Source organism: Microbulbifer sp. JSM ZJ756, from assembly GCF_044383805.1.
In the GTDB taxonomy this organism is placed as follows: domain Bacteria; phylum Pseudomonadota; class Gammaproteobacteria; order Pseudomonadales; family Cellvibrionaceae; genus Microbulbifer; species Microbulbifer zhoushanensis.
Window position 1 is genome coordinate 260,542 of the sequence record NZ_JBISER010000005.1, and the last position, 18,599, is coordinate 279,140.

An 18,599-nucleotide genomic window follows, 5' to 3' on the forward strand; every position below is an offset into this window, starting at 1 on the left:
GGCTTCCTTTCAAGGGAGCCCCACATGGTTATTCTCGAGACTGACAGGCTGTTACTCAGCGAGTTTACCGGAGACGACACCGCCCCGGTCCTCGCCGTCCTCAACGACCCGGACTTTATCCGCAACGTCGCCGACCGTGGGATCCGTACCGCCGACCAGGCTCGCGGATACCTGCGGGAGACGCTGCTGCCCTCCTATTGCCAGAACAGCTTTGGCATGTACCGGGTCATGCTGCGCGACGGCACGGATATCGGCATGTGCGGGCTGGTAAAACGGCAATGGCTCGATCACCCGGATATCGGCTTCGCCTTCCTGCCAGCGTATCGTGGCCAGGGGTATGCCCAGGAAGCGGCCGGGGCAGTAATCGAACTCGCCCGCAACAAGCTCGGGCTAGCCGTGATAAAAGGCATCGTCAACCCGGATAACGGGCCTTCCATCCGCCTGCTGGAAAGACTCGGCCTGCAACCGCTCGGGAAGACACTCTATCCCGGGGAGGACCAGGAAGTGCTGGTCATGGAGTGGCGGAAACCCGGCACCTAGGCCAGCGGGTATTGCAGGCACACAAAAAAGCGGGCCTTTATCGGAAGTATCCCGGGCCCGCCATGGATGGTGAAGAGAAGTGGGATTGGATTGAGTGGGCCGGTTACCGGCCCACTCACCCGGGCGCGTTATCAATGAGCGCTTGCGGCACCAGCTCCTTTCGGGAAGCGAATATCCGCAACCATGGCCTGCACATCCCTGGGTGCATCGGCGGTAAAGCGGGCAACTGTGATAGCCACTGCGAAATTCAACAGCATACCCAGGGTACCAATGCCCTCCGGTGAGATACCAAACCACCAGTTCTCCGGGATATTGCCCGCCGGGTTAATGAACTTGAAGTAGATGATATAGGCCGCGGTAAAGCTAATACCGGAAACCATGCCGGCAATCGCCCCTTCCTTGTTCATCCGCTTGCTGAAGATGCCCAGGATAATCGCCGGGAAGAACGACGATGCCGCAAGCCCGAAGGCAAAGGCCACCACCTGCGCCACGAAGCCCGGTGGATTGATACCCAGGTAGCCGGCAATACAGACGGCCACCCCCGAGGCAATCCGCGCGTACATCAATTCCTGTTTGTCCGAGATATTGGGCATCAGGTTGCGCTTGAGCAGGTCGTGGGAGATCGACGTGGAGATCACCAGCAACAGGCCCGCAGAAGTGGACAGCGCGGCGGCGATACCACCGGCGGCCACCAGCGCAATTACCCAGGCGGGCAGGTCCGCAATTTCCGGGTTGGCCAGGACCATGATGTCGCGATCGATGTTCATCTCGTTGCGCTCATCGCCGGAGTAGAACATCTTGCCATCGCCATTCTTGTCCTCCCAGCTGATCAGGCCGGTACTCTCCCAGTTACTGATCCAGCTCGGGGCCTCCTCGTAGGCGGTACCCTGCGCTTCCGGACCATTGATGGTGTCGATCATATTGACCCGCGCAAAGGTGGCGATGGCCGGCGCGGTGGTGTACAGCAGGGCGATAAAAAGCAGTGCCCAGCCGGCGGACTTGCGCGCATCGCGCACCTTGGGAACCGTAAAGAAACGCACTATCACATGCGGCAGCCCGGCAGTACCCACCATCAGCGCCGCAGTGATAAAGAAGACATCGATGGTGCTCTTGGTCCCCGAGGTGTACTCGGCAAAGCCCAGCTCCGTCGACAGGCCATCGAGCTTATCCAGCAGGTAAGTCCCCGAGCCGTCATTCAGCTCGGCGCCAAAACCGATCTGGGGAATAACGTGGCCGGTCATCATGATGGAGATAAAGATCGCCGGCACCAGGTAGGCACAGATCAGTACGCAGTACTGGGCCACCTGGGTGTAGGTGATGCCCTTCATGCCGCCGAGAACGGCATAGAAGAACACGATCGCCATGCCGATGATCACACCGGCGGTGATGTCCACCTCAAGAAAGCGGGAGAACACCACCCCGACACCACGCATCTGGCCCGCCACGTAGGTAAAGCAGACGAACACCGCACAGATGACCGCCACGGTTCGCGCGGTATTGGAATAGTAGCGGTCGCCGATAAATGCCGGCACGGTAAACTTGCCGAACTTACGCAGGTACGGAGCCAGACACAGTGCCAGCAATACGTAGCCACCGGTCCAGCCCATCAGGTAGACGGCACCGTCGTAGCCCATAAAGCTGATCAGCCCAGCCATGGAAATAAACGAAGCCGCTGACATCCAGTCGGCCGCCGTGGCCATGCCATTGGCAACCGGGTTGACACCGCCGCTGGCGACGTAGAAATCGTGGGTGGAGCCGGCCCGGGACCAGATGGCAATGCCGATATACACGGCAAAGGTCAGCCCCACGATAATGAAAGTGAGAGTTTGAATATCCATGACCCGCTCCTAGTGTGTGAACTCTTCTTCGAGGGCTTCCTCGAATTCTTCCGGTTCCTCGTGATCCTCGTGCACGTTGTACTTGCGGTCGAGCTTGTTCATCTTGACCACATAGACAACGATCAGCGCCAGGAATACGTAAATGGCACCCTGCTGGGCGAACCAGAAGCCGAGCTTGAAGCCGCCGAGGCGGATTGCATTCAACTCATCGACAAACAGGATTCCACAGCCGAAGGACACCGCAAACCAGATACTCAGCAGGGTGAGCATCATGCGCAGGTTTTCTTTCCAGTAATCCTCTGCATGCTGTTCGCTTTCAAAGCTCATGATTGATCTCCAGGTTTATTGTTATCGCTTTCCGGGTACATGGGGCTTATGCCTCAGAACCCATACTTGACGGAAAATTGCAGCCTTTGCAAGTCACCCTCATCGTCGACCAGGGTCCCGCTGGCGTTTTCCACCTGCTTGCTGGCAAAGATGTACTCACCGCCAAGGGTCATTCCGGGCAACGGTGAATAGAGCAGGTTCAGGTGGGCGCTGCGATACTCCGAGGCAGTGGTGTCCCCCACAAAGTCGGGATTGTCAGCACTGGTCATGGAAAGCACCAGGTTGGAGCGCCACCGCTCACTCCAGAAATGCCGCAGCGCAACAAAACCGCCGGACTGGTCGATCAGCTCGATATCACCATCCGCATCGATAATTCCCGCGCGGTAGCCGTTCAGGCCCATATACCGCCCGAGGGCGTTGCCGTAGCTGTACATAAAGCGGATGTCGTCGGCCCCGAGCGGATACTTGCCCGACAGGCTGATGGCGTAGCCCCGGCGCGACTCCTGGCCCACCGCATTTTCGTAGGCCAGTTCACGGCTCATTGAGGCAATCGAGTAATTCAATCCACCGGCGTTGTTGTTATAACGCAACACCACATCCGGCGTACTGTTGTCGTCGTAGGGGTTCTCGGTGCCGTTGTAGAGTGTGGTGGCCGGGTTCTCTGCCGCCAGCTGCAGGCTGCCGTCTCCGATACTGTGGGTGTAGCGCAGCTGCGGCTGGCGCTCGAAGATGGTGCCCACCGGGCCGACAAAGTCCATGCCCTCCGGCAGGGCCCCCACATTGAAGAAGGTGGACCAGGTCTGCCCCGCCAGCAGTGAGCGCCTGCCGTCGATATCCCAGTCCACATAGGCGTGGCGCAGGCGCTGGGAATAGGAGTTACTGATACGCTCGTCGCCCTGGGCACTGCCCATGGCGTCGATTTCCAGGTGGGTGTTTACCTGGCCCGTACCGAACCTGGTGCGGGTCTTCACGAACAGCCGGGTCGACTTGGCATGGGCATGGTACTTGGCCTCCCCGCCCTCTCCCCCGATCGGAATGGTGGATGGCACCAGGAAGTCCTCACCGATACCCGCCGTGGCCGAGTCGCCGTCGGAGTAGTCGCTGACGGCGCTGTCGAGCTTGACGAATCCGCCGAACTGCAGCTCGGTTTCGCCGTCCGCAGGACGCGTGGGTTCGGGATCTTCCGCTATATCCACAGCCTGGCGCTGCCGGGCCGCTTGCGCCTCTTCTGCCAGGTTCTGCACCTGCGCCTGCAGCTCCTGGATGCGCAGCTGCAGTTCCTCGTTGGTCAGGGGTTCCGCTGCGGCACTGGCAAGGCCACCGGCAGAGGAGACAAGAATGCCCGCCGAGAGGCGAGCCATGATTTTCCGTGTTGTTATGGTCATAACCTCTCCCTCATCGCTGTTTGAATGGACGGCTACCGTTCGCAATCAAACCCTGTCCTGGCGACAGAGGGTATTAACCATTGGTCTAAGTCACCCACCGAATTAGACCAATGTCTAAGTTGGGATCAGGCCCTTCCTTTATATTTTCCCCGGGTTTCGACGTTTGTCTAATACGCCGATGTGCGCCCCGGTGACAGAATTCGATGCAATCCAGAATATTCCCATCATTGAACCCAGCGAGGCAGCGCAAGATGACAGAACCAACGCTCTACCCCGTACCCGATTCCTATGCCGGCAGGACCCTGCTGGATGAACAGGGCTACTTCGAAATGTACCGGCGCTCGATCGAGGACAGCGAGGGCTTCTGGCGCGAACAGGCCCGGCGGCTCGACTGGATGAAGCCGTTCACACAGGTAAAGGATGTCTCCTTTGCCCGCGATGACCTGCACATCCGCTGGTTCGCCGACGGCACCTTGAACGTGGCCGCAAACTGCCTGGACCGCCACCTGGCCACGCGCGGCGACGATACCGCCATCCTGTGGGTTGGCGATGAGCCCGGCAACAGCCGTGAGATCAGCTACCGGGAACTGCACAATGAGGTATGCCGCTTCGCCAACGGCCTGAAGTCCCTGGGGGTAAGGCGCGGGGATGTGGTCACCATCTACATGCCGATGATCCCGCAGGCGGCGGTGGCCATGCTCGCCTGTGCCCGGATCGGCGCGGTCCACTCGGTGGTCTTCGCCGGCTTCTCCCCTGAAGCGCTGGCAGGGCGTATGGACGACGGCCAGTCGCGGGTGATTGTCACGGCCAATGCCGGCCGGCGCGGTGGCCGCTCAGTGGTGCTGAAGGAGAACGTGGATCGGGCCATCGACCTGTGCCGGGAAACCACTGTGGAAACAGCGGTGGTGGTGAACTACACCGACGACCCGGTGGACATGGTGCCCGGCCGGGACGTGGACTATGGAGAGCTGCTGACGGCACAGAACGACGAATGCCCGGCCGAGGAAATGGGCGCTGAGGACCCGCTGTTTATCCTCTATACCTCCGGTTCCACCGGCAAGCCCAAGGGGGTCCTGCACACCAGCGGCGGATACCTCACCTATGCGTCCCTGACCCACGAATATGTATTCGACTACCGTCCCGGCGAGCGCTACTGGTGCGCCGCGGATATCGGCTGGGTCACCGGCCACACCTACATTATCTACGGGCCGCTGGCCAACGGCGCCACCACGGTGATGTACGAGGGAGTCCCCAATTACCCGGATGTACGCCGCGTGGCACAGGTAATCGACGAGCACCGGATCAATATCCTGTACATTGCCCCCACTGCCATCCGCGCCCTGATGGCCGAGGGTGACAGGCCCACGGAGGGCGCCGACCTCTCCTCCCTGCGACTCCTGGGGACCGTGGGCGAACCTATCAACCCCGAGGCCTGGCGCTGGTACCACCGCAGCTTCGGCTGCGGCAAATGCCCGATTGTGGATACCTGGTGGCAGACGGAAACCGGCGCCGCCCTGCTGACGCCCCTGCCCGGTGCCACGGCATTGAAGCCCGGCTCCGCCACCCGCCCCTTCTTTGGCATCCGCCCAGCGCTGGTGGACAACGATGGCAACATCCTGGAAGGGGCTGCCGAGGGCAACCTGGTGATGCTGGACAGCTGGCCGGGGCAGATGCGCACCGTGTTCGGGGATCACCGGCGCTTTGTCGATACCTACTTCAGCACCTTCCCGGGAATGTACTTCACCGGCGACGGCGCCCGGCGGGATGCAGACGACTATTACTGGATCACCGGCCGCGTAGACGACGTGCTGAATGTCTCGGGCCACCGCATGGGCACCGCGGAAATCGAGAGCGCACTGGTGGCCCATCCCGCTGTGGCAGAGGCCGCGGTGGTGGGTTTCCCCCATGACATCAAGGGCCAGGGCATCTACGTATACGTAACCCTGAACAGTGATGTGGAGCCGGATGAGAAGATGCGCATAGCCCTGCGTGACTGGCTGCGCCGAGAGATCGGTCCCATCGCGACACCGGATATCATCCAGTGGGCGCCCGGGCTGCCAAAGACCCGGTCCGGCAAGATTATGCGGCGGATCCTGCGCAAGATCGCCGCTGACGAGTGCGACCAGCTGGGGGATATTTCCACGCTGGCGGACCCGGGAGTAGTGGAGCAGCTGATCGAGAACCACGCGCAACTGGCCGAACCGGCCTGAGGACTGGCCCGGCGGCCCCGTTGCCCCTGACGCCTGTACCGGCCCTCACGGCGCCGGTGCGGGCAATTGGCTATGGCCACCAGGAGTGTCACATTCACAGATAACCGAGCCAACAGACCCCGTCCCGTCGTAAACTGAGCCGCACCCGGCGTTACAATAATGAAAATGACAAAGGGCTCCGCGAGAGCCCGCACGATGATGAGGGAGTTATGGGCATTCAATCCGATTCCCATCGGCACAGGCGCCAGTTTATCGTCGCCGATGACCACCCACTGTTCCGCAGTGCGCTGCGCCAGTCCATCCGCCAGATCTTCCCCGAAGCGGAGCTGCACGAGGCGCACGATATGGAATCCCTGCAGGCATGTGTGGCCGGGCACGGCGACTGCGACCTGCTGCTGCTCGACCTGCATATGCCGGGGGCACATGGCTTCAGTGGCCTGGCCTTCCTGGCCGGGCAGTACCCGCAGTTGCCGGTCATGGTGGTGTCCGCCAATGAGAAGCCGGAGGTGATGTGCCGGTCGATCGACTACGGTGCCTGCGGTTTCCTGCCCAAGTCAGCCCCGGTAGAGACCATTGCCGAGGCCATCGGGGAGGTGCTTGCCGGCGAGATTTGGCTGCCCGAGGGGATTTCCAGTCTGTGCGCAAGGCAGGAATCGGACAGCGACGCGGTAGCGGATGTGGTTGCCGCGCTGACCCCCCAGCAGTTCCGCGTCGCCACCATGCTCGGAGAGGGCCTGCTCAACAAGCAGATCGCCTACGAGATGAATGTAACCGAGGCGACGGTGAAGGCACACCTGACCGCGCTGTTCCGCAAGCTGGGCGTCAATTCGCGGACCCAGGCGGTGCTGGCCCTCAACAGCCTGGACGTCGAGCAGCCGGGCCAGTTCAATCCACCTCCTCGGCAACCTGAGCCCGCCTGACCCGCCGTACCAGGTTACGCAACGCCGCCGGCTTTACCGGCTTGGGCAGGTAGTGCAACCCGGCAACCCGCGCGCTGTCTCGCACCTGTCCCGAAATATCAGCGCTGATCAGTATCCCCGGCACGCGCTCCCCCCATACCTCGACCAGTCCCTCGAAAGCGTCCACGCCGGTTTCATCGTTATCCAGGTGATAATCGACAATTACCAGCTCCGGAGGCGGGGACGCCGCACTGATGGAAAACGCCGCCTCCAGGGAATGGGCTACAGATACCCGGCAGCCCCAGCCCTCAAGCAGGCTCTGCATGCCCCGCACTATCGCATCCTCGTTATCGATACACAGCACCCGCAGCCCCCCAAGTCCGCCGGGCCCGGCGCTGGCGCCCGGCTCCCGCCCGGGCCGGCGACCAGTCGAGACACTCCCCAGGGGCAGCCGGATGGAAAACATGGCGCCGCGGCCCGGTGTGGAGCGCAGGTCAATGGCATGCCCCAGCAGGCTGGCACTGCGGCTGGCAATTGCCAGCCCCAGTCCCAGGCCCTTGTCGGGACCGCGCTCGGCCGTCGACAGGCGCACGAACTCGTCGAATATCCGCGATTGCTCCTGCGGGGCAATACCGGGCCCCGTGTCCCAGACCTGGATCTCCAGCTCGCCGCCGCGGCGGCGCACACCGAGCAATACGCGCCCGCGGCGGGTGTAATGCAGCGCATTACCCAGGAAATTCTGCAGGATACGCCGCAATAACTGCCGGTCACTGTAGACCCAGGCGCTGCAGGCCACATACCGGAACTGCAGGTTGCGGTCTGCGGCAATGGCCGCGAACTCGGTCGCCAGCCCCCCCAGCAACTCGGCCAGCGGAAAATGTTCGCGGTTGGGCGTCAGCTTGCCCGAGTCCAGCCGGCTGATTTCCCGCAGGGCGCCGATCAACTGCTCGGCGGAATTGAGGGCACCGTCGATACCGGCGATATCGTGCATGGCCTCTGGCCAGTCCTGGCGCCCGGCTTTCTGCTGGGCCGAGGCGATAAAAAGCCGGGCCGCGTTGATGGGCTGCAGCAGGTCATGGCTGGTGTGGGCGAGGAAGCGGGACTTGGCTGCATGGAGGTCCGCCAGTTCAGCAGTGCGCTGCGCCACCCGGTGTTCCAGGGTACGCTGGTTCTCCTCCAGTGCATCCACCGCCGCCCGGTAATCGCTGATATCGGTGAAGGTGCTTACGAAACCACCGCCCGGCATCGGCGTTCCCCGCACTTCGACGATAACGCCATTGGGCAGGCGGCGCTCGAACCGGTGGGCACTGCCGTGGCGCAACAGGTCCAACCGTCTCGCCACCTGGGCATCCAGGTCACCCTGGTTGTCCCCGTAGAGTCCCCGCTCGGCGTTGTGGCGGTAGAGGCGCTCGATCGGGCAACCGATATACAGCAACCGCCGGGGATACTCGAACAAATCGATGTACTGCTGGTTCCAGGCCACCAGGCGCAGCTCCGCATCCACCACGCTGATTCCCTGGCTAATTGTCTCGACCGTGGTCTGCAGCAGCTCCTGGCTGAAACGCAGTTTCTCCGAGGCACCGTCCACCAGGCGCGCGATATCCTCCACTTTCAGGGGCCGGTTGCGCCGCAGCAATTCCACCACCTGGTGCGCGGTGGCGGAACCCACCACCCCGGCGAGGACGCCTTCGGCCTCACGCACGGCAAATCGCGGGGCCTGGTCGTCGGGCAGCAGGCGCTGTCCCGAACGCTGCTCGAACTCGCGCCATATCCCATCGAGGCGCCCGGCACCGACAAATGGCTTCATCAGGCTGTGCAACTGCCCCATGGGAATGCTGGTGGGGGACAGCTCGATACTTTCATCCCGCACCGTTTCACCGCTGCCCACGAATAATTCCGCCTGGCGCCGATCGCGCTTGCCCTGCCGGCACAGCCCTGACACCAGCACAAACAGCGAGATATTGGCCAGCAGGCTCCAGAAGACACCGTGACTCAGGCTGTCCAGTCCCGCGAGCCCCATCATCTGCTCCGGGCGCAGCCAACTGATTCCCAGCGGGCCCGACTCGACCAGGCTCGCCCCGGGGAAGATCGCCGGCACTACCAGGCAGTAGAACCAGAGCGCATAGCCGGCGGACAGGCCCGCCCAGACGCCATTGCGATGGGCACGCCGCCAGTAGAGGCCCGCCACCAGTGCCGGGGCCAGTTGCGCCGCGGCTGCAAAGGACAGCAGGCCAACGGGCGCCAGGGCATCCAGTCCGGTGATGGCGCGGTGCACCCCCCAGCCCATCAGCATCAGGAGCATGATGCTGGCAGCGCGTACCTGGCGCAGGTAATTGCCGAAGGAAACCGCGGACAGCCGTGTATAGCGACTCAGGTAGAGCCACACCGGGCCCACCAGCTCATTGGAAATCATGATCGCCAGTGTCACCGCCGCCACCACCACCATGCCGGTGGCCGCGGAAAAGCCCCCCAGGTAGACGAGCGCGGTCAGGGCGCCCTGGTCGGCGGCCATGGGCAGGGTCAGCACCAGGCTATCCGGCGCCAGTCCCTGTGCAAGCAGCGGCTGGCCGGCCATGGCGATAGGCAGGATCAGGATCGAGAACAGCACCAGGTAGAGCGGCAGCAACCAGCGCGCGGCCTGCAGGTCCCGGGGTCCCTGGTATTCCACCACCGCCATATGGAACTGGCGCGGCAGGCAGATGATGGCGACGGTGGCCAGTAAAGTCTGGGTGAGGAAACCGGCATCCAGTTCCAGAGGGTCCCAGCGACGCTCCAGCACCGCGCCGGACGCGAGCGTCTCGTCCAGCAGCAGCCAGCAGGCGAACCCGCCGATTGCGGCGAAGGCCAGGAGTTTCACCAGCGACTCCAGGGCGATCGCCGCCACTACACCGCGGTTGCGCTCGCGCCCCTCCAGGTGGCGGGTTCCGAAAAACACCGCGAACAACCCCATCAGCAGCGCGGTGACCAGGGCCGTATCCAGGTTCACAAAGCCACCGCCGGCACCACCGCCGACCGTATCCCAGGCCATGGTGACGGCGCGCAGTTGCAGCGCGATATAGGGCAGAGTCCCGAAGATTGCCAGCAGCGCCACCAGCGCAGACAGGCCGCGACTCTTGCCATAGCGGGAGCCAATGAAATCGGCGATGGAGGTGACTTTCTGCCGCTCGCCAACCACCAGCAGCCGGCGCAGGAAGGATCCACCAAACAGGAACAGCAGGATTGGCCCCAGGTAAATGGGCAGGTAGCTCCAGGTACTGGCTGTCGACTGGCCCACCCCGCCGAAAAATGTCCAGGAGCTGCAGTAAACCGCCAGCGCCAGGGCGTAGACCAGTGGCCGGTAGCGCCCCTTCCCACTGCCCCGGCGGTCTGCTCGCCATGCCACCGCGAACAGCAGTGCCACGTATACCAGGGCCAGCAACAGCAGGAGGGGTTTGCCGATCATATCTCAGTCCACCGAGTACAGGGGTGCGCCTAAAACATCTTTCCCTTTATACCCGAAGCCCGGGGGCCCCCGCTATTAGCGGATGGTCGCAAGGGTGGCGCCGGGTTCCGTTGACAAGCACGGGCGCTGGGCTAGTCTCCAACATATCTCCCCATCCATCCCAGGAGCAGCCAAGCGAGGCCATGATGATAATTGCCACCGATATGCCGGAAGTCGCCAACTGCGCTGTCACCCAGTGCGCCTTCAACACCGATGATTCCTGCCACGCCCGCGCCATTACCATCGGCCATGGCCAGGATCCGGACTGTGACACCTTCTTCGACAACTCGCAGCACACCGACAGTGACCGCACCGCCGGGGTCGGCGCCTGCAAGATGACCGACTGCAGCCACAACGATGACTTCGAGTGCTCCGCGGACAGTATCCAGGTGGGCAAGAGTGGTAATTCGGTCAATTGCCTGACCTACAGCGCCCGGCACTGAACCTCCCCATTCCACCCGGCCACCTGGCCGGGTGGGAAACCCGCACCTTGCATCCCAGCCGCTGCGGCCCTTCCGCCGCAGGCAATTCCCCCTCCGCAGGATCTGTGTTGAAATCAGTGGTCAAAGCCGCCGCTTGGCGGATATGGACACCTTCAATGCAAATGGCAAGGATGGCTGAGGCATGCTGGATTCCGCCGACCCGGTCGAACTATCACGGCGATTTGCCGGCCCGATAACAGCGGTCGAGTTGCCGGGCCTGAGTGGCGTGGCGGGGCTGTGCGCCGAGACCCGGTTCGACCCCGGGGCCTACGATGACCAGCTCTACCAGACCCTGCAGGTCACCTTTCCCCGCTCTCTCGCCAGAGCCGTGCCCCGGCGCAGGGCTGAGTTCCTCGCCGGTCGTTACCTGGCCGGCACCCTGCTGCGCCGCCTGGGATCCGTGCAAACCACAGTCGGCATGGGTCAGCAGCGCCAACCACTGTGGCCAGAGGGTTTCACCGGCTCCATCACCCACGACGCCGGCCGTGCAATCTGCACCGTTGCGCCTGCGCCTGCCATCCTCGGGATCGACTACGAGCCAGTGCTCCCCCGGGGACAGTGCGCAGAAGTGCTCGCAGCGATTACCGCCGGTGGTGAGGCGGGGCAACTGACAAGAGTATTCGGCGACCCGGCGCTTGGAACGACTGTGCTGTTCTCGGCCAAGGAAAGCCTGTTCAAAGCCCTCTACCCGCTGGCGCGAGACTACTTTGAATTTACCGATGTGGGACTGGCGACTGCCTACCCATCGAAAGGACTGCTGCAACTGGAAGCCCTGCGGGACCTGTCAGCAATAGTACACCGGGGGCAGGTATTCAGGCTCGGCTTCCGTCGGCATGGCGGCGGCATCCTTACCTGGCTGGTCGATGGTGCAGAATCCCGGCCAGCCGGTTAGCCACCGGGTGCGGGATGCCAAACCGGAACCGGGAACTGCTGCCCCGGCTCCCGGTTCTGGAAGAGGCCAGTGATCAGGCTGCTGCGCTGCCCGATGCCAGGGTGTCCGCGATATATCGGTTCACGATTTTCTCGAGAATATCCAGCGGCACCGCGCCGTTCTTCAGCACCACATCGTGAAAGTCGCGCAAATCAAAACGATCACCCAGCTGTTGCTCGGCCTGCTCGCGCAATTCCAGGATCTTGATCATGCCGATCTTGTAGGCTGTCGCCTGGCCGGGCATGACGATATAGCGCTCGATTTCCGCGGTGACATCGCTCTCTGCCATGCCCGTATTTGCCAGCATATATTCGATCGCCTGCTCCCGCGTCCAGCGCTTTTGGTGAATGCCGGTATCCACCACCAGGCGCACCGCCCGGAACAGCTCCGCTACCAGGCGACCGACATTGTCGTAGGGGTTGTCCTGGAAACCAAGCTCCCAGGCCACCCGCTCGGCGTACAGCGCCCAGCCTTCGGTGTAGGCCGTGAACGGCGCCATACGGCGCAACAACGGCATACCTTCCAGTTCCTGCGCAATCGCGATCTGGAAGTGGTGCCCGGGGATGCCCTCGTGGTAGGCCAGGGTGCGCATTCCGAATTTTGGCGTTGCCTCGATATCATAGAGGTTGGCAAAAAACCGTCCCGGGCGGCTGCCATCCAGTGCCGGCTGTTGATAATAGGCACCGGGCGCGGTCTTTTCCTTAAACTCGGGAATGCGGACAACCTCCAGCCCGGCCTGGGGACGCACGCGGAAAGCGTCATCCAGGCCCGCACTGATCTCATCCAGGATCTCCTGGTAATCAGCCAGGATCTGCTGACGCCCCGCATCGCTGTCCTCGTAATAAAATTCGGGACGGTCATTCAACTCATCTATGGCCGCGGTAAATCCGTCGGAGGTGTCCATGCCCTGCTGTGCCAGGATCTCCAGTATTTGCCCCTGGATCCGCTCAACTTCTGCCAGCCCAAGGCGGTGAATTTCGTCCGCGCTGTAATCGGTGGTAGTGAACATCTTCAGGGCCAGCCGGTAAGCCTCTTCCCCCTGCGGCAGGTGCCAGTAGCCATGGTCGGTGCCGGCGCGGTCAGACAGGTTGGCGAAGTAACTGATCAATCCCTGGTATGCGGGATACACATGGGACTCGATCCGCGCTTCGGCCTTCTCGAGCATGGCACCTGCCTCTGCGGGAGCGATGGCAGTGGACTCATCCATCTTTTTCGCCAGTGAGGTGTAGAGAATATTCTCCTCCACCGGCGTTTTCACAAATCCACGCATTTCGTCGAGTACCCGTTCAATCACAAAGCGCGGCGGGATGATGCCGCGGTCCTCGCGAATGCGGAGGTCGTCCAGTAACTGGGCGAATTTGGTTTCCACAGCCTCCAGGCGCGAAAGGTAATTCTCCGCGTCCTCCAACTCGTGTACCTGGTGCTGGGCCTCCATAAAACTGGGATAGCCGTTCTGAACGCCAAACAGCTGGTTGACCGGGTAGGTGTGATAGCGAAACTTTTCCGCCTCGGTCACCATATCGGCCAGGTAGATGGCAATTTCCCGGGTCAGTTGCTGCTGTTCGTCCAGGCCCTCATAGCGGTCAAGCGTCTTCCGGAACTGGCGGAAGTCCGCAAACATGGCCTCGGTTTTTGCCGTGCTGATCTCGTCCAGCTCCGCGTTGTGCCCCTTGATCCCGAGGGATTCCAGGAAACCCAGTGAGGTGAGCATTTCCGGGCTGTCGAACGCGACTTTCACCAGCTGGCGATCGACAAAGACACGGAATGAGAAAGGTTTTTCGGCATACCATTCATGGGCAGCCAGGGAGCCGGCGGCCACTACCAGTGCCAGCAGGCTGCCGCCGATTATTTTCAGGATTTTCACAGTAAGGCTCTCTGTTCTTTTCGATCAGCCACGCATTCGGCACAGGGGCCAGCCGGTAGCGATCCAGGTCTTGTATATCAGGACACGCCTATTTCATGCCCCATCGGACTCACACCACCACGATGCGGAATTGCGACCGGATTCTTTTTATAGTCACAGAGAGAATACACTGATCCCGCCAGTGAATCACAGCGGGACGCCCTTGCTAGTCGATGTCCGTGGCCGGTCGTTCGAAGCCACTGTCCCGGGGCGAACGTTCGGCCGGGGCAGCAACCGGCTCCCGGACCACCCCGGTGGCGGTCGGGTGCGCCTCGATCCAGGGACGATACTGTGCCTCCACGGCCTTACGCTTGATTTTAAGCGTGGGTGTGGCCAGTTCATTCTGCGGTGTCCAGTCGCCCCGGACCAGGAATATCGCCCGTATGCGCTGATGATAGGCCAGCGTTTCATTGACGGCTTCCAGGTCCCGGGACAGCTGCTCCGCACACTCGTGCGGATCCATTTTTTTTGCCAGCTCGGACAGGGTCGCCAGCATTACCGGCTGGTCCATGCCGTGCCCCAAAACACATACCTGCCCCAGCAGCGGGTTATCACCGAAGCGGCCCTCGAGCTCGGGAGGCTGGATAAACTTGCCCTTGCTGGTCTTGAAGGAATCGGCCAGGCGGCCTGTAACGTGCAGCAGCCCATCACTGTCGATATAGCCTTCATCACCGGTGTGATAGTAGCCGTCCCGGAGCACTTCGGCGGTTTTCTCCGGCTCCAGGTAGTAGCCCTTCATCAGTGCGCGACTGCGAAACAGGATTTCGCCCCGCTCGGATATTTTCACTTCGCAGTCCCAGAACGGCTTGCCCACTGTGCCCGGAACCGGCGTTTCCCCCATGTGGGTAATGCAGCCATAAATAAAATTCTCGGTCATGCCATAGCCATCAGTGACCATCATGCCCATGCGGTGGTACCACTTCTGCAAATCGATGGAAATCGGCGAAGCGCCGGTTACCAGCATTCGCGCCTGGTCCAACCCCAGTCCCTTTTGCACCTTGTTGCGGAACCAGCGATTGACCCCGGGGAGCTGTAACAGCAGATGCTGGATGCGTGGCGGTATCTTTGCGTCGATCCCTTCCTTGAACTTGGCCCACAGGCGCGGTACCGAGAAAAACATGGTCGGGCGGGTACGCTGCAGGTCTGCAAGGAAAGTATCGAGGGACTCGGGAAAGTGTACCGGGGTCCCAGCATAAAGGCTGTGGAACTCGACCACGATCCGCTCGGCGGCATGCGCCAGCGGCAGGTAGGAAAAAAAACGGTCACTTTCATCAAAACCGAAGCCACGCACCATATTCGGCACGGCGAAAGAGATTGCCGACCAGGTATGCATGACTCCCTTGGGGTTACCCGTGGTACCCGACGTGTACATGATGGTGAAGACCTGGTCATCGGGATAGAGGGGACAGTCGGTTATGGCCCGGTGCTCGGCCACCAGCTGCTCCAGGGATTCATCACAGTCAATCTCACAACGCTGGATTGCTACAGAAGGCAGGGTCGCAGCGACTTCCTTCAGGGCCTCATTGTCGTCACTGGCACCACAGAAAATCAGCCGTGACTCGGAATGCTCCAGCACATAGCGCATGGATGTTGTGGACTGGCCCGGGTATAGCGGGACACTGACCATACCCGCCAGCATGATGGCAATATCGACGATGATCCAGTCAGCGCAGTTCTTGGCATGAATCGCGATCCGGTCACCGGGCTGGTACCGCTCACCGAGGAATGCAGCAATACGGCGAGCCCGGTCCATGACCTCGCCCCAGGTGTATTCGCGCCACTGGCGTTGCTGCATCTGCCGCAGGTATATGCGGTCGGGCTGCTCCCGCTCCCGTTGGTAGAGGATATCCAGGGGCTGCCGGCCCTGCAGGCCAGCGTACTTCTCTTCAGGGGTCATACCGGCACCTCACAATCGTTATTGTGTTTGTTGTGACTCTGCGGCTACCTCATCGCTGTTTTGCGGTCCCTCTGCCAGGACCAGAAGCTAGTATAAGCATAATTTTTTGCGCCTGTCGCAGCTGTTCGGCAGGCCCCAGCCGGGCAGCGGGTGACTTACCCGGGCAAAAAAAGCCCGGCAATGCCGGGCTTCCAGATAACACTTTAAAAGTGAACTTAATTTGGCAGCGATTTCATCCCCATATTGAACAGGGTAAAGCTGAAGATATCCGCGTACTGTTCGATGCTCTTCGAAACGGGGGTGCCCGCCCCGTGGCCGGCCTTGGTTTCGATACGGATCAGTGTCGGGGCCGCCCCCGCCTGCTTGGCCTGCAGCTCTGCGGCAAACTTGAAGGAATGAGCCGGCACTACACGGTCATCATGGTCTGCGGTGGTGACCAGGGTGGCCGGATACTCCACGCCCGCCTTCACATTGTGTACCGGCGAGTAACCCTTCAGGTACTCGAACATCTCCTTGCTGTCCTCAGCAGTGCCGTAATCATAGGCCCAGCCAGCACCGGCGGTGAAAGTGTGGTAACGCAGCATATCCATCACGCCCACCGCCGGCAGGGCGACCCGGAACAGGTCCGGTCGCTGGGTCATAACCGCACCAACCAGCAGCCCGCCATTGGACCCACCACGAATGGCGAGGTAATCGCTGGATGTGTAGTTCTTCTCGACCAGGAACTCGGCCGCAGCGATAAAGTCATCGAACACGTTCTGCTTTTGCAGCTTGGTGCCCGCCTTATGCCAGTTTTTGCCGTACTCGCCGCCACCTCGGAGGTTGGGCACCGCATACACGCCGCCCAGCTCCAGCCAGGCTGCGTTGGCGATACTGAATGATGGCGTCAGGCTGATATTGAAGCCGCCATAGCCATACAGGATGGTCGGGTTCTTGCCGTCGAGCTCGAGCCCCTTCTTGTGCGTGATCATCATGGGCACACGTGTGCCATCCGCGGAGGTATAGAACACCTGGGTGGACTCGTAGCGATCGCTGTCAAAGTCCGCACCGGACTTCCGGAATACAGTGGAGTCACCTTCATCCGCATCCAGCGCAAAGATGGTTGAGGGTGTCTTGTAGTTGGTGAACGAGTAATAGAGGACATCGTCCTCACGCTTACCGCTGATGGAAGAGGCACTTCCCGGCCCGGGCAGCTCGATCTCGCGCACACGCTCGCCATCGTAGTCATACTGGTAGACCTTCGACAACGCATCGACCATGTATTCAGCAAAGAGGTAGCCACCGCCAGTGGATGCAGTCAGTACATTCCCGGTTTCGGGAATAAAATCCACCCAGTTGTCAGGGGAGGGAACCGACGCATCAACAGTCACAATCTTCTTGTTCGGTGCATCGCGATTAGTCACCAGGTAAAGCTTGCTGTCGACATTATCGATCACGTAGGTATCTGATTCGAAATCCTCCAGCACCGGTACCAGTGGGGCCGACTCCTTTGTCAGGTCGCGGATGAAAAGATCATTACCGGACGTGGAACGGGCCCCGGAGATAACCAGGAAGCGGTCGTCCTCGGTCACGTAACCCTGAACATAGCGGCGCTTCTGTTCTGGCTTGCCTCCGAAAACCAGGCGGTCCCCGGATTGCGGCTGGCCCAATTTATGATAGTAGAGCTTGTGCTGGTCGGTTTTCGCGGACAGCTCACTGCCCTCTGGCTTGTCATAGCTGGAATAGTAGAACCCCTCATTGCCTTTCCAGGAGATGCCGGAAAACTTCACGTCCACCAGCGGCTCCTCGAGGACCTCTTTCGTTTCGGCATCCATGACAATGATCTTGCGCCAGTCACTGCCGCCCTCGGAGATGGCATATGCGGCGATAGAGCCGTCCCGGGAAAAGCTCAGGGTAGCGAGCGATGTGGTTCCATCCTCGCTGAACTGATTCGGGTCGAGGAAGACCTCGGCCTCGCCTTCGCCCTTGCGGCGCCATACCACGTACTGGTCCTGCAGGCCGTCGTTGCGATAGAAGTATGTGTATTCCCCCTCGGTGAAGGGGCGCCCCACTTTCTCATAATTCCACAGGGACTCGAGCCGCTGCTTCAGTGTCTCGCGATAGGGGATACTTTCCAGGTAATCAAAGGTGACAGCGTTCTGCGCCTCAACCCAGGCCCCGGTTTCCTCACTGCGGTCATCCTCCAGCCAGCGATAGGGGTCTGCCACTTCAGCACCGAAATAGGTATCGATCACCTCGCCCTCCCTGGTTTCCGGGTAAACAATATCGGCGATGGGATTGTTCGCCACGCTCTCGCTTGCCGAGACCTGTGATTCCCCCGGGGACTCCCCGGAACAGGCAGCGAGGAGGCCGACAACAGCCAGTGAGGTAAGCTTTCTCATGCGTAAGTTTCTCGCGTCTTCTTATTGGACATTCCGGCAGGACAACCTGCCTCCAGCTACGGCGACTTCCGTCACCACAGCAAGGGAAACAGCAAACCGCTTCCGGCAATAAATAGCAAGCCGCCCCCGGGCGACAGGATATTTACCCGGGAAAACAGCAACTGGCAGCCGCATACCCCGCCAGCCCGCCGTCTGACAAAGGAATCTGTCAACCGTTATTCCGGAGTGAACAGCTGAAAGGGAGAGTGTGTGCGGGGGAAACCTGCAGCCATGGAACAGCTCGGCAGCATGGTTGATGGAGCGGGGAAAAATAAAGGGCGATGCC

At 61.2% G+C, this 18,599-nt stretch carries 12 protein-coding genes; 5 read left to right on the forward strand and 7 right to left on the reverse strand.

Features of this window, described 5'->3' with window-relative positions; genetic code table 11:
- The first annotated feature begins 24 nt into the window (after positions 1–24).
- Positions 25–540: a GNAT family N-acetyltransferase gene (locus ACH6CX_RS10545; RefSeq protein ID WP_237064056.1), complete on the forward strand. Its 516-nt coding sequence runs from the start codon at positions 25–27 to the stop codon at positions 538–540.
- Positions 541–671: 131 nt separating this feature from the next.
- Here ACH6CX_RS10545 and ACH6CX_RS10550 read toward each other — a convergent pair whose 3' ends face one another.
- Genes ACH6CX_RS10550 through ACH6CX_RS10560 form a run of 3 tightly spaced genes read right to left on the reverse strand, consistent with a single transcriptional unit; the run spans position 672 to position 4,090 of the window.
- Positions 672–2,378: a sodium:solute symporter family protein gene (locus tag ACH6CX_RS10550; RefSeq protein ID WP_233006052.1), complete on the reverse strand. Its 1,707-nt coding sequence runs from the start codon at positions 2,376–2,378 to the stop codon at positions 672–674.
- Positions 2,379–2,387: 9 nt separating this feature from the next.
- The gene (locus ACH6CX_RS10555) at positions 2,388–2,705 is read right to left on the reverse strand and encodes a DUF4212 domain-containing protein (RefSeq protein WP_233006053.1); all 318 of its coding nucleotides are present in this window, start codon (positions 2,703–2,705) and stop codon (positions 2,388–2,390) included.
- A 53-nt stretch (positions 2,706–2,758) separates the two neighbouring features.
- The gene (locus ACH6CX_RS10560) at positions 2,759–4,090 is read right to left on the reverse strand and encodes a DcaP family trimeric outer membrane transporter (protein ID WP_237064058.1); all 1,332 of its coding nucleotides are present in this window, start codon (positions 4,088–4,090) and stop codon (positions 2,759–2,761) included.
- A gap of 251 nt (positions 4,091–4,341) precedes the next feature.
- Here ACH6CX_RS10560 and acs point away from each other — a divergent pair, with 251 nt between their 5' ends.
- On the forward strand, positions 4,342–6,300 hold the full coding sequence (gene acs, locus ACH6CX_RS10565) for an acetate--CoA ligase (protein WP_237064059.1): 1,959 nt from the start codon (positions 4,342–4,344) through the stop codon (positions 6,298–6,300).
- A 209-nt stretch (positions 6,301–6,509) separates the two neighbouring features.
- Positions 6,510–7,220, forward strand: a complete 711-nt coding sequence (locus ACH6CX_RS10570; RefSeq protein ID WP_233006056.1) for a response regulator transcription factor — start codon at positions 6,510–6,512, stop codon at positions 7,218–7,220.
- Here the strand turns inward: ACH6CX_RS10570 and ACH6CX_RS10575 are convergent.
- Complete coding sequence (locus ACH6CX_RS10575; RefSeq protein WP_396675385.1) at positions 7,186–10,641, reverse strand: PAS-domain containing protein; 3,456 nt, start codon at positions 10,639–10,641, stop codon at positions 7,186–7,188. The two genes, ACH6CX_RS10570 and ACH6CX_RS10575, sit on opposite strands and share 35 nt — an antisense overlap.
- A gap of 182 nt (positions 10,642–10,823) precedes the next feature.
- On the opposite strand from ACH6CX_RS10575, the gene ACH6CX_RS10580 reads away from it, so the two are divergent.
- Positions 10,824–11,123 (forward strand): DUF1540 domain-containing protein, encoded by a 300-nt coding sequence (locus ACH6CX_RS10580; protein WP_233006058.1) that lies wholly within the window; start codon positions 10,824–10,826, stop codon positions 11,121–11,123.
- A 181-nt stretch (positions 11,124–11,304) separates the two neighbouring features.
- Positions 11,305–12,054, forward strand: coding sequence for a 4'-phosphopantetheinyl transferase (locus tag ACH6CX_RS10585; protein WP_233006059.1), 750 nt, complete (start codon positions 11,305–11,307; stop codon positions 12,052–12,054).
- 73 nt (positions 12,055–12,127) lie between these two features.
- Here ACH6CX_RS10585 and ACH6CX_RS10590 read toward each other — a convergent pair whose 3' ends face one another.
- The 3 genes from ACH6CX_RS10590 to ACH6CX_RS10600 all read right to left on the reverse strand — a co-directional run bounded on the left by ACH6CX_RS10590 (position 12,128) and on the right by ACH6CX_RS10600 (position 18,274).
- Positions 12,128–13,957 (reverse strand): DUF885 domain-containing protein, encoded by a 1,830-nt coding sequence (locus ACH6CX_RS10590; protein WP_237064062.1) that lies wholly within the window; start codon positions 13,955–13,957, stop codon positions 12,128–12,130.
- Positions 13,958–14,162: 205 nt separating this feature from the next.
- Positions 14,163–15,893, reverse strand: coding sequence for an AMP-binding protein (locus ACH6CX_RS10595; protein WP_233006061.1), 1,731 nt, complete (start codon positions 15,891–15,893; stop codon positions 14,163–14,165).
- Between the two features lie 215 nt (positions 15,894–16,108).
- On the reverse strand, positions 16,109–18,274 hold the full coding sequence (locus ACH6CX_RS10600) for a prolyl oligopeptidase family protein (protein ID WP_396675386.1): 2,166 nt from the start codon (positions 18,272–18,274) through the stop codon (positions 16,109–16,111).
- Positions 18,275–18,599 lie beyond the last annotated feature (325 nt).

Excerpts from the sequence above, each read along its gene's own strand:
- ACH6CX_RS10595 (WP_233006061.1), bottom strand. The coding sequence starts at position 15,893 with ATGACCCCTGAAGAGAAGTACGCTGGCCTGCAGGGCCGGCAGCCCCTG.
- ACH6CX_RS10570 (WP_233006056.1), top strand. The coding sequence starts at position 6,510 with ATGGGCATTCAATCCGATTCCCATCGGCACAGGCGCCAGTTTATCGTC.
- ACH6CX_RS10555 (WP_233006053.1), bottom strand. The coding sequence starts at position 2,705 with ATGAGCTTTGAAAGCGAACAGCATGCAGAGGATTACTGGAAAGAAAAC.
- ACH6CX_RS10575 (WP_396675385.1), bottom strand. The coding sequence starts at position 10,641 with ATGATCGGCAAACCCCTCCTGCTGTTGCTGGCCCTGGTATACGTGGCA.
- ACH6CX_RS10600 (WP_396675386.1), bottom strand. The coding sequence starts at position 18,274 with ATGAGAAAGCTTACCTCACTGGCTGTTGTCGGCCTCCTCGCTGCCTGT.
- ACH6CX_RS10585 (WP_233006059.1), top strand. The coding sequence starts at position 11,305 with ATGCTGGATTCCGCCGACCCGGTCGAACTATCACGGCGATTTGCCGGC.
- ACH6CX_RS10550 (WP_233006052.1), bottom strand. The coding sequence starts at position 2,378 with ATGGATATTCAAACTCTCACTTTCATTATCGTGGGGCTGACCTTTGCC.
- ACH6CX_RS10560 (WP_237064058.1), bottom strand. The coding sequence starts at position 4,090 with ATGACCATAACAACACGGAAAATCATGGCTCGCCTCTCGGCGGGCATT.
- ACH6CX_RS10545 (WP_237064056.1), top strand. The coding sequence starts at position 25 with ATGGTTATTCTCGAGACTGACAGGCTGTTACTCAGCGAGTTTACCGGA.
- acs (WP_237064059.1), top strand. The coding sequence starts at position 4,342 with ATGACAGAACCAACGCTCTACCCCGTACCCGATTCCTATGCCGGCAGG.
- ACH6CX_RS10580 (WP_233006058.1), top strand. The coding sequence starts at position 10,824 with ATGATGATAATTGCCACCGATATGCCGGAAGTCGCCAACTGCGCTGTC.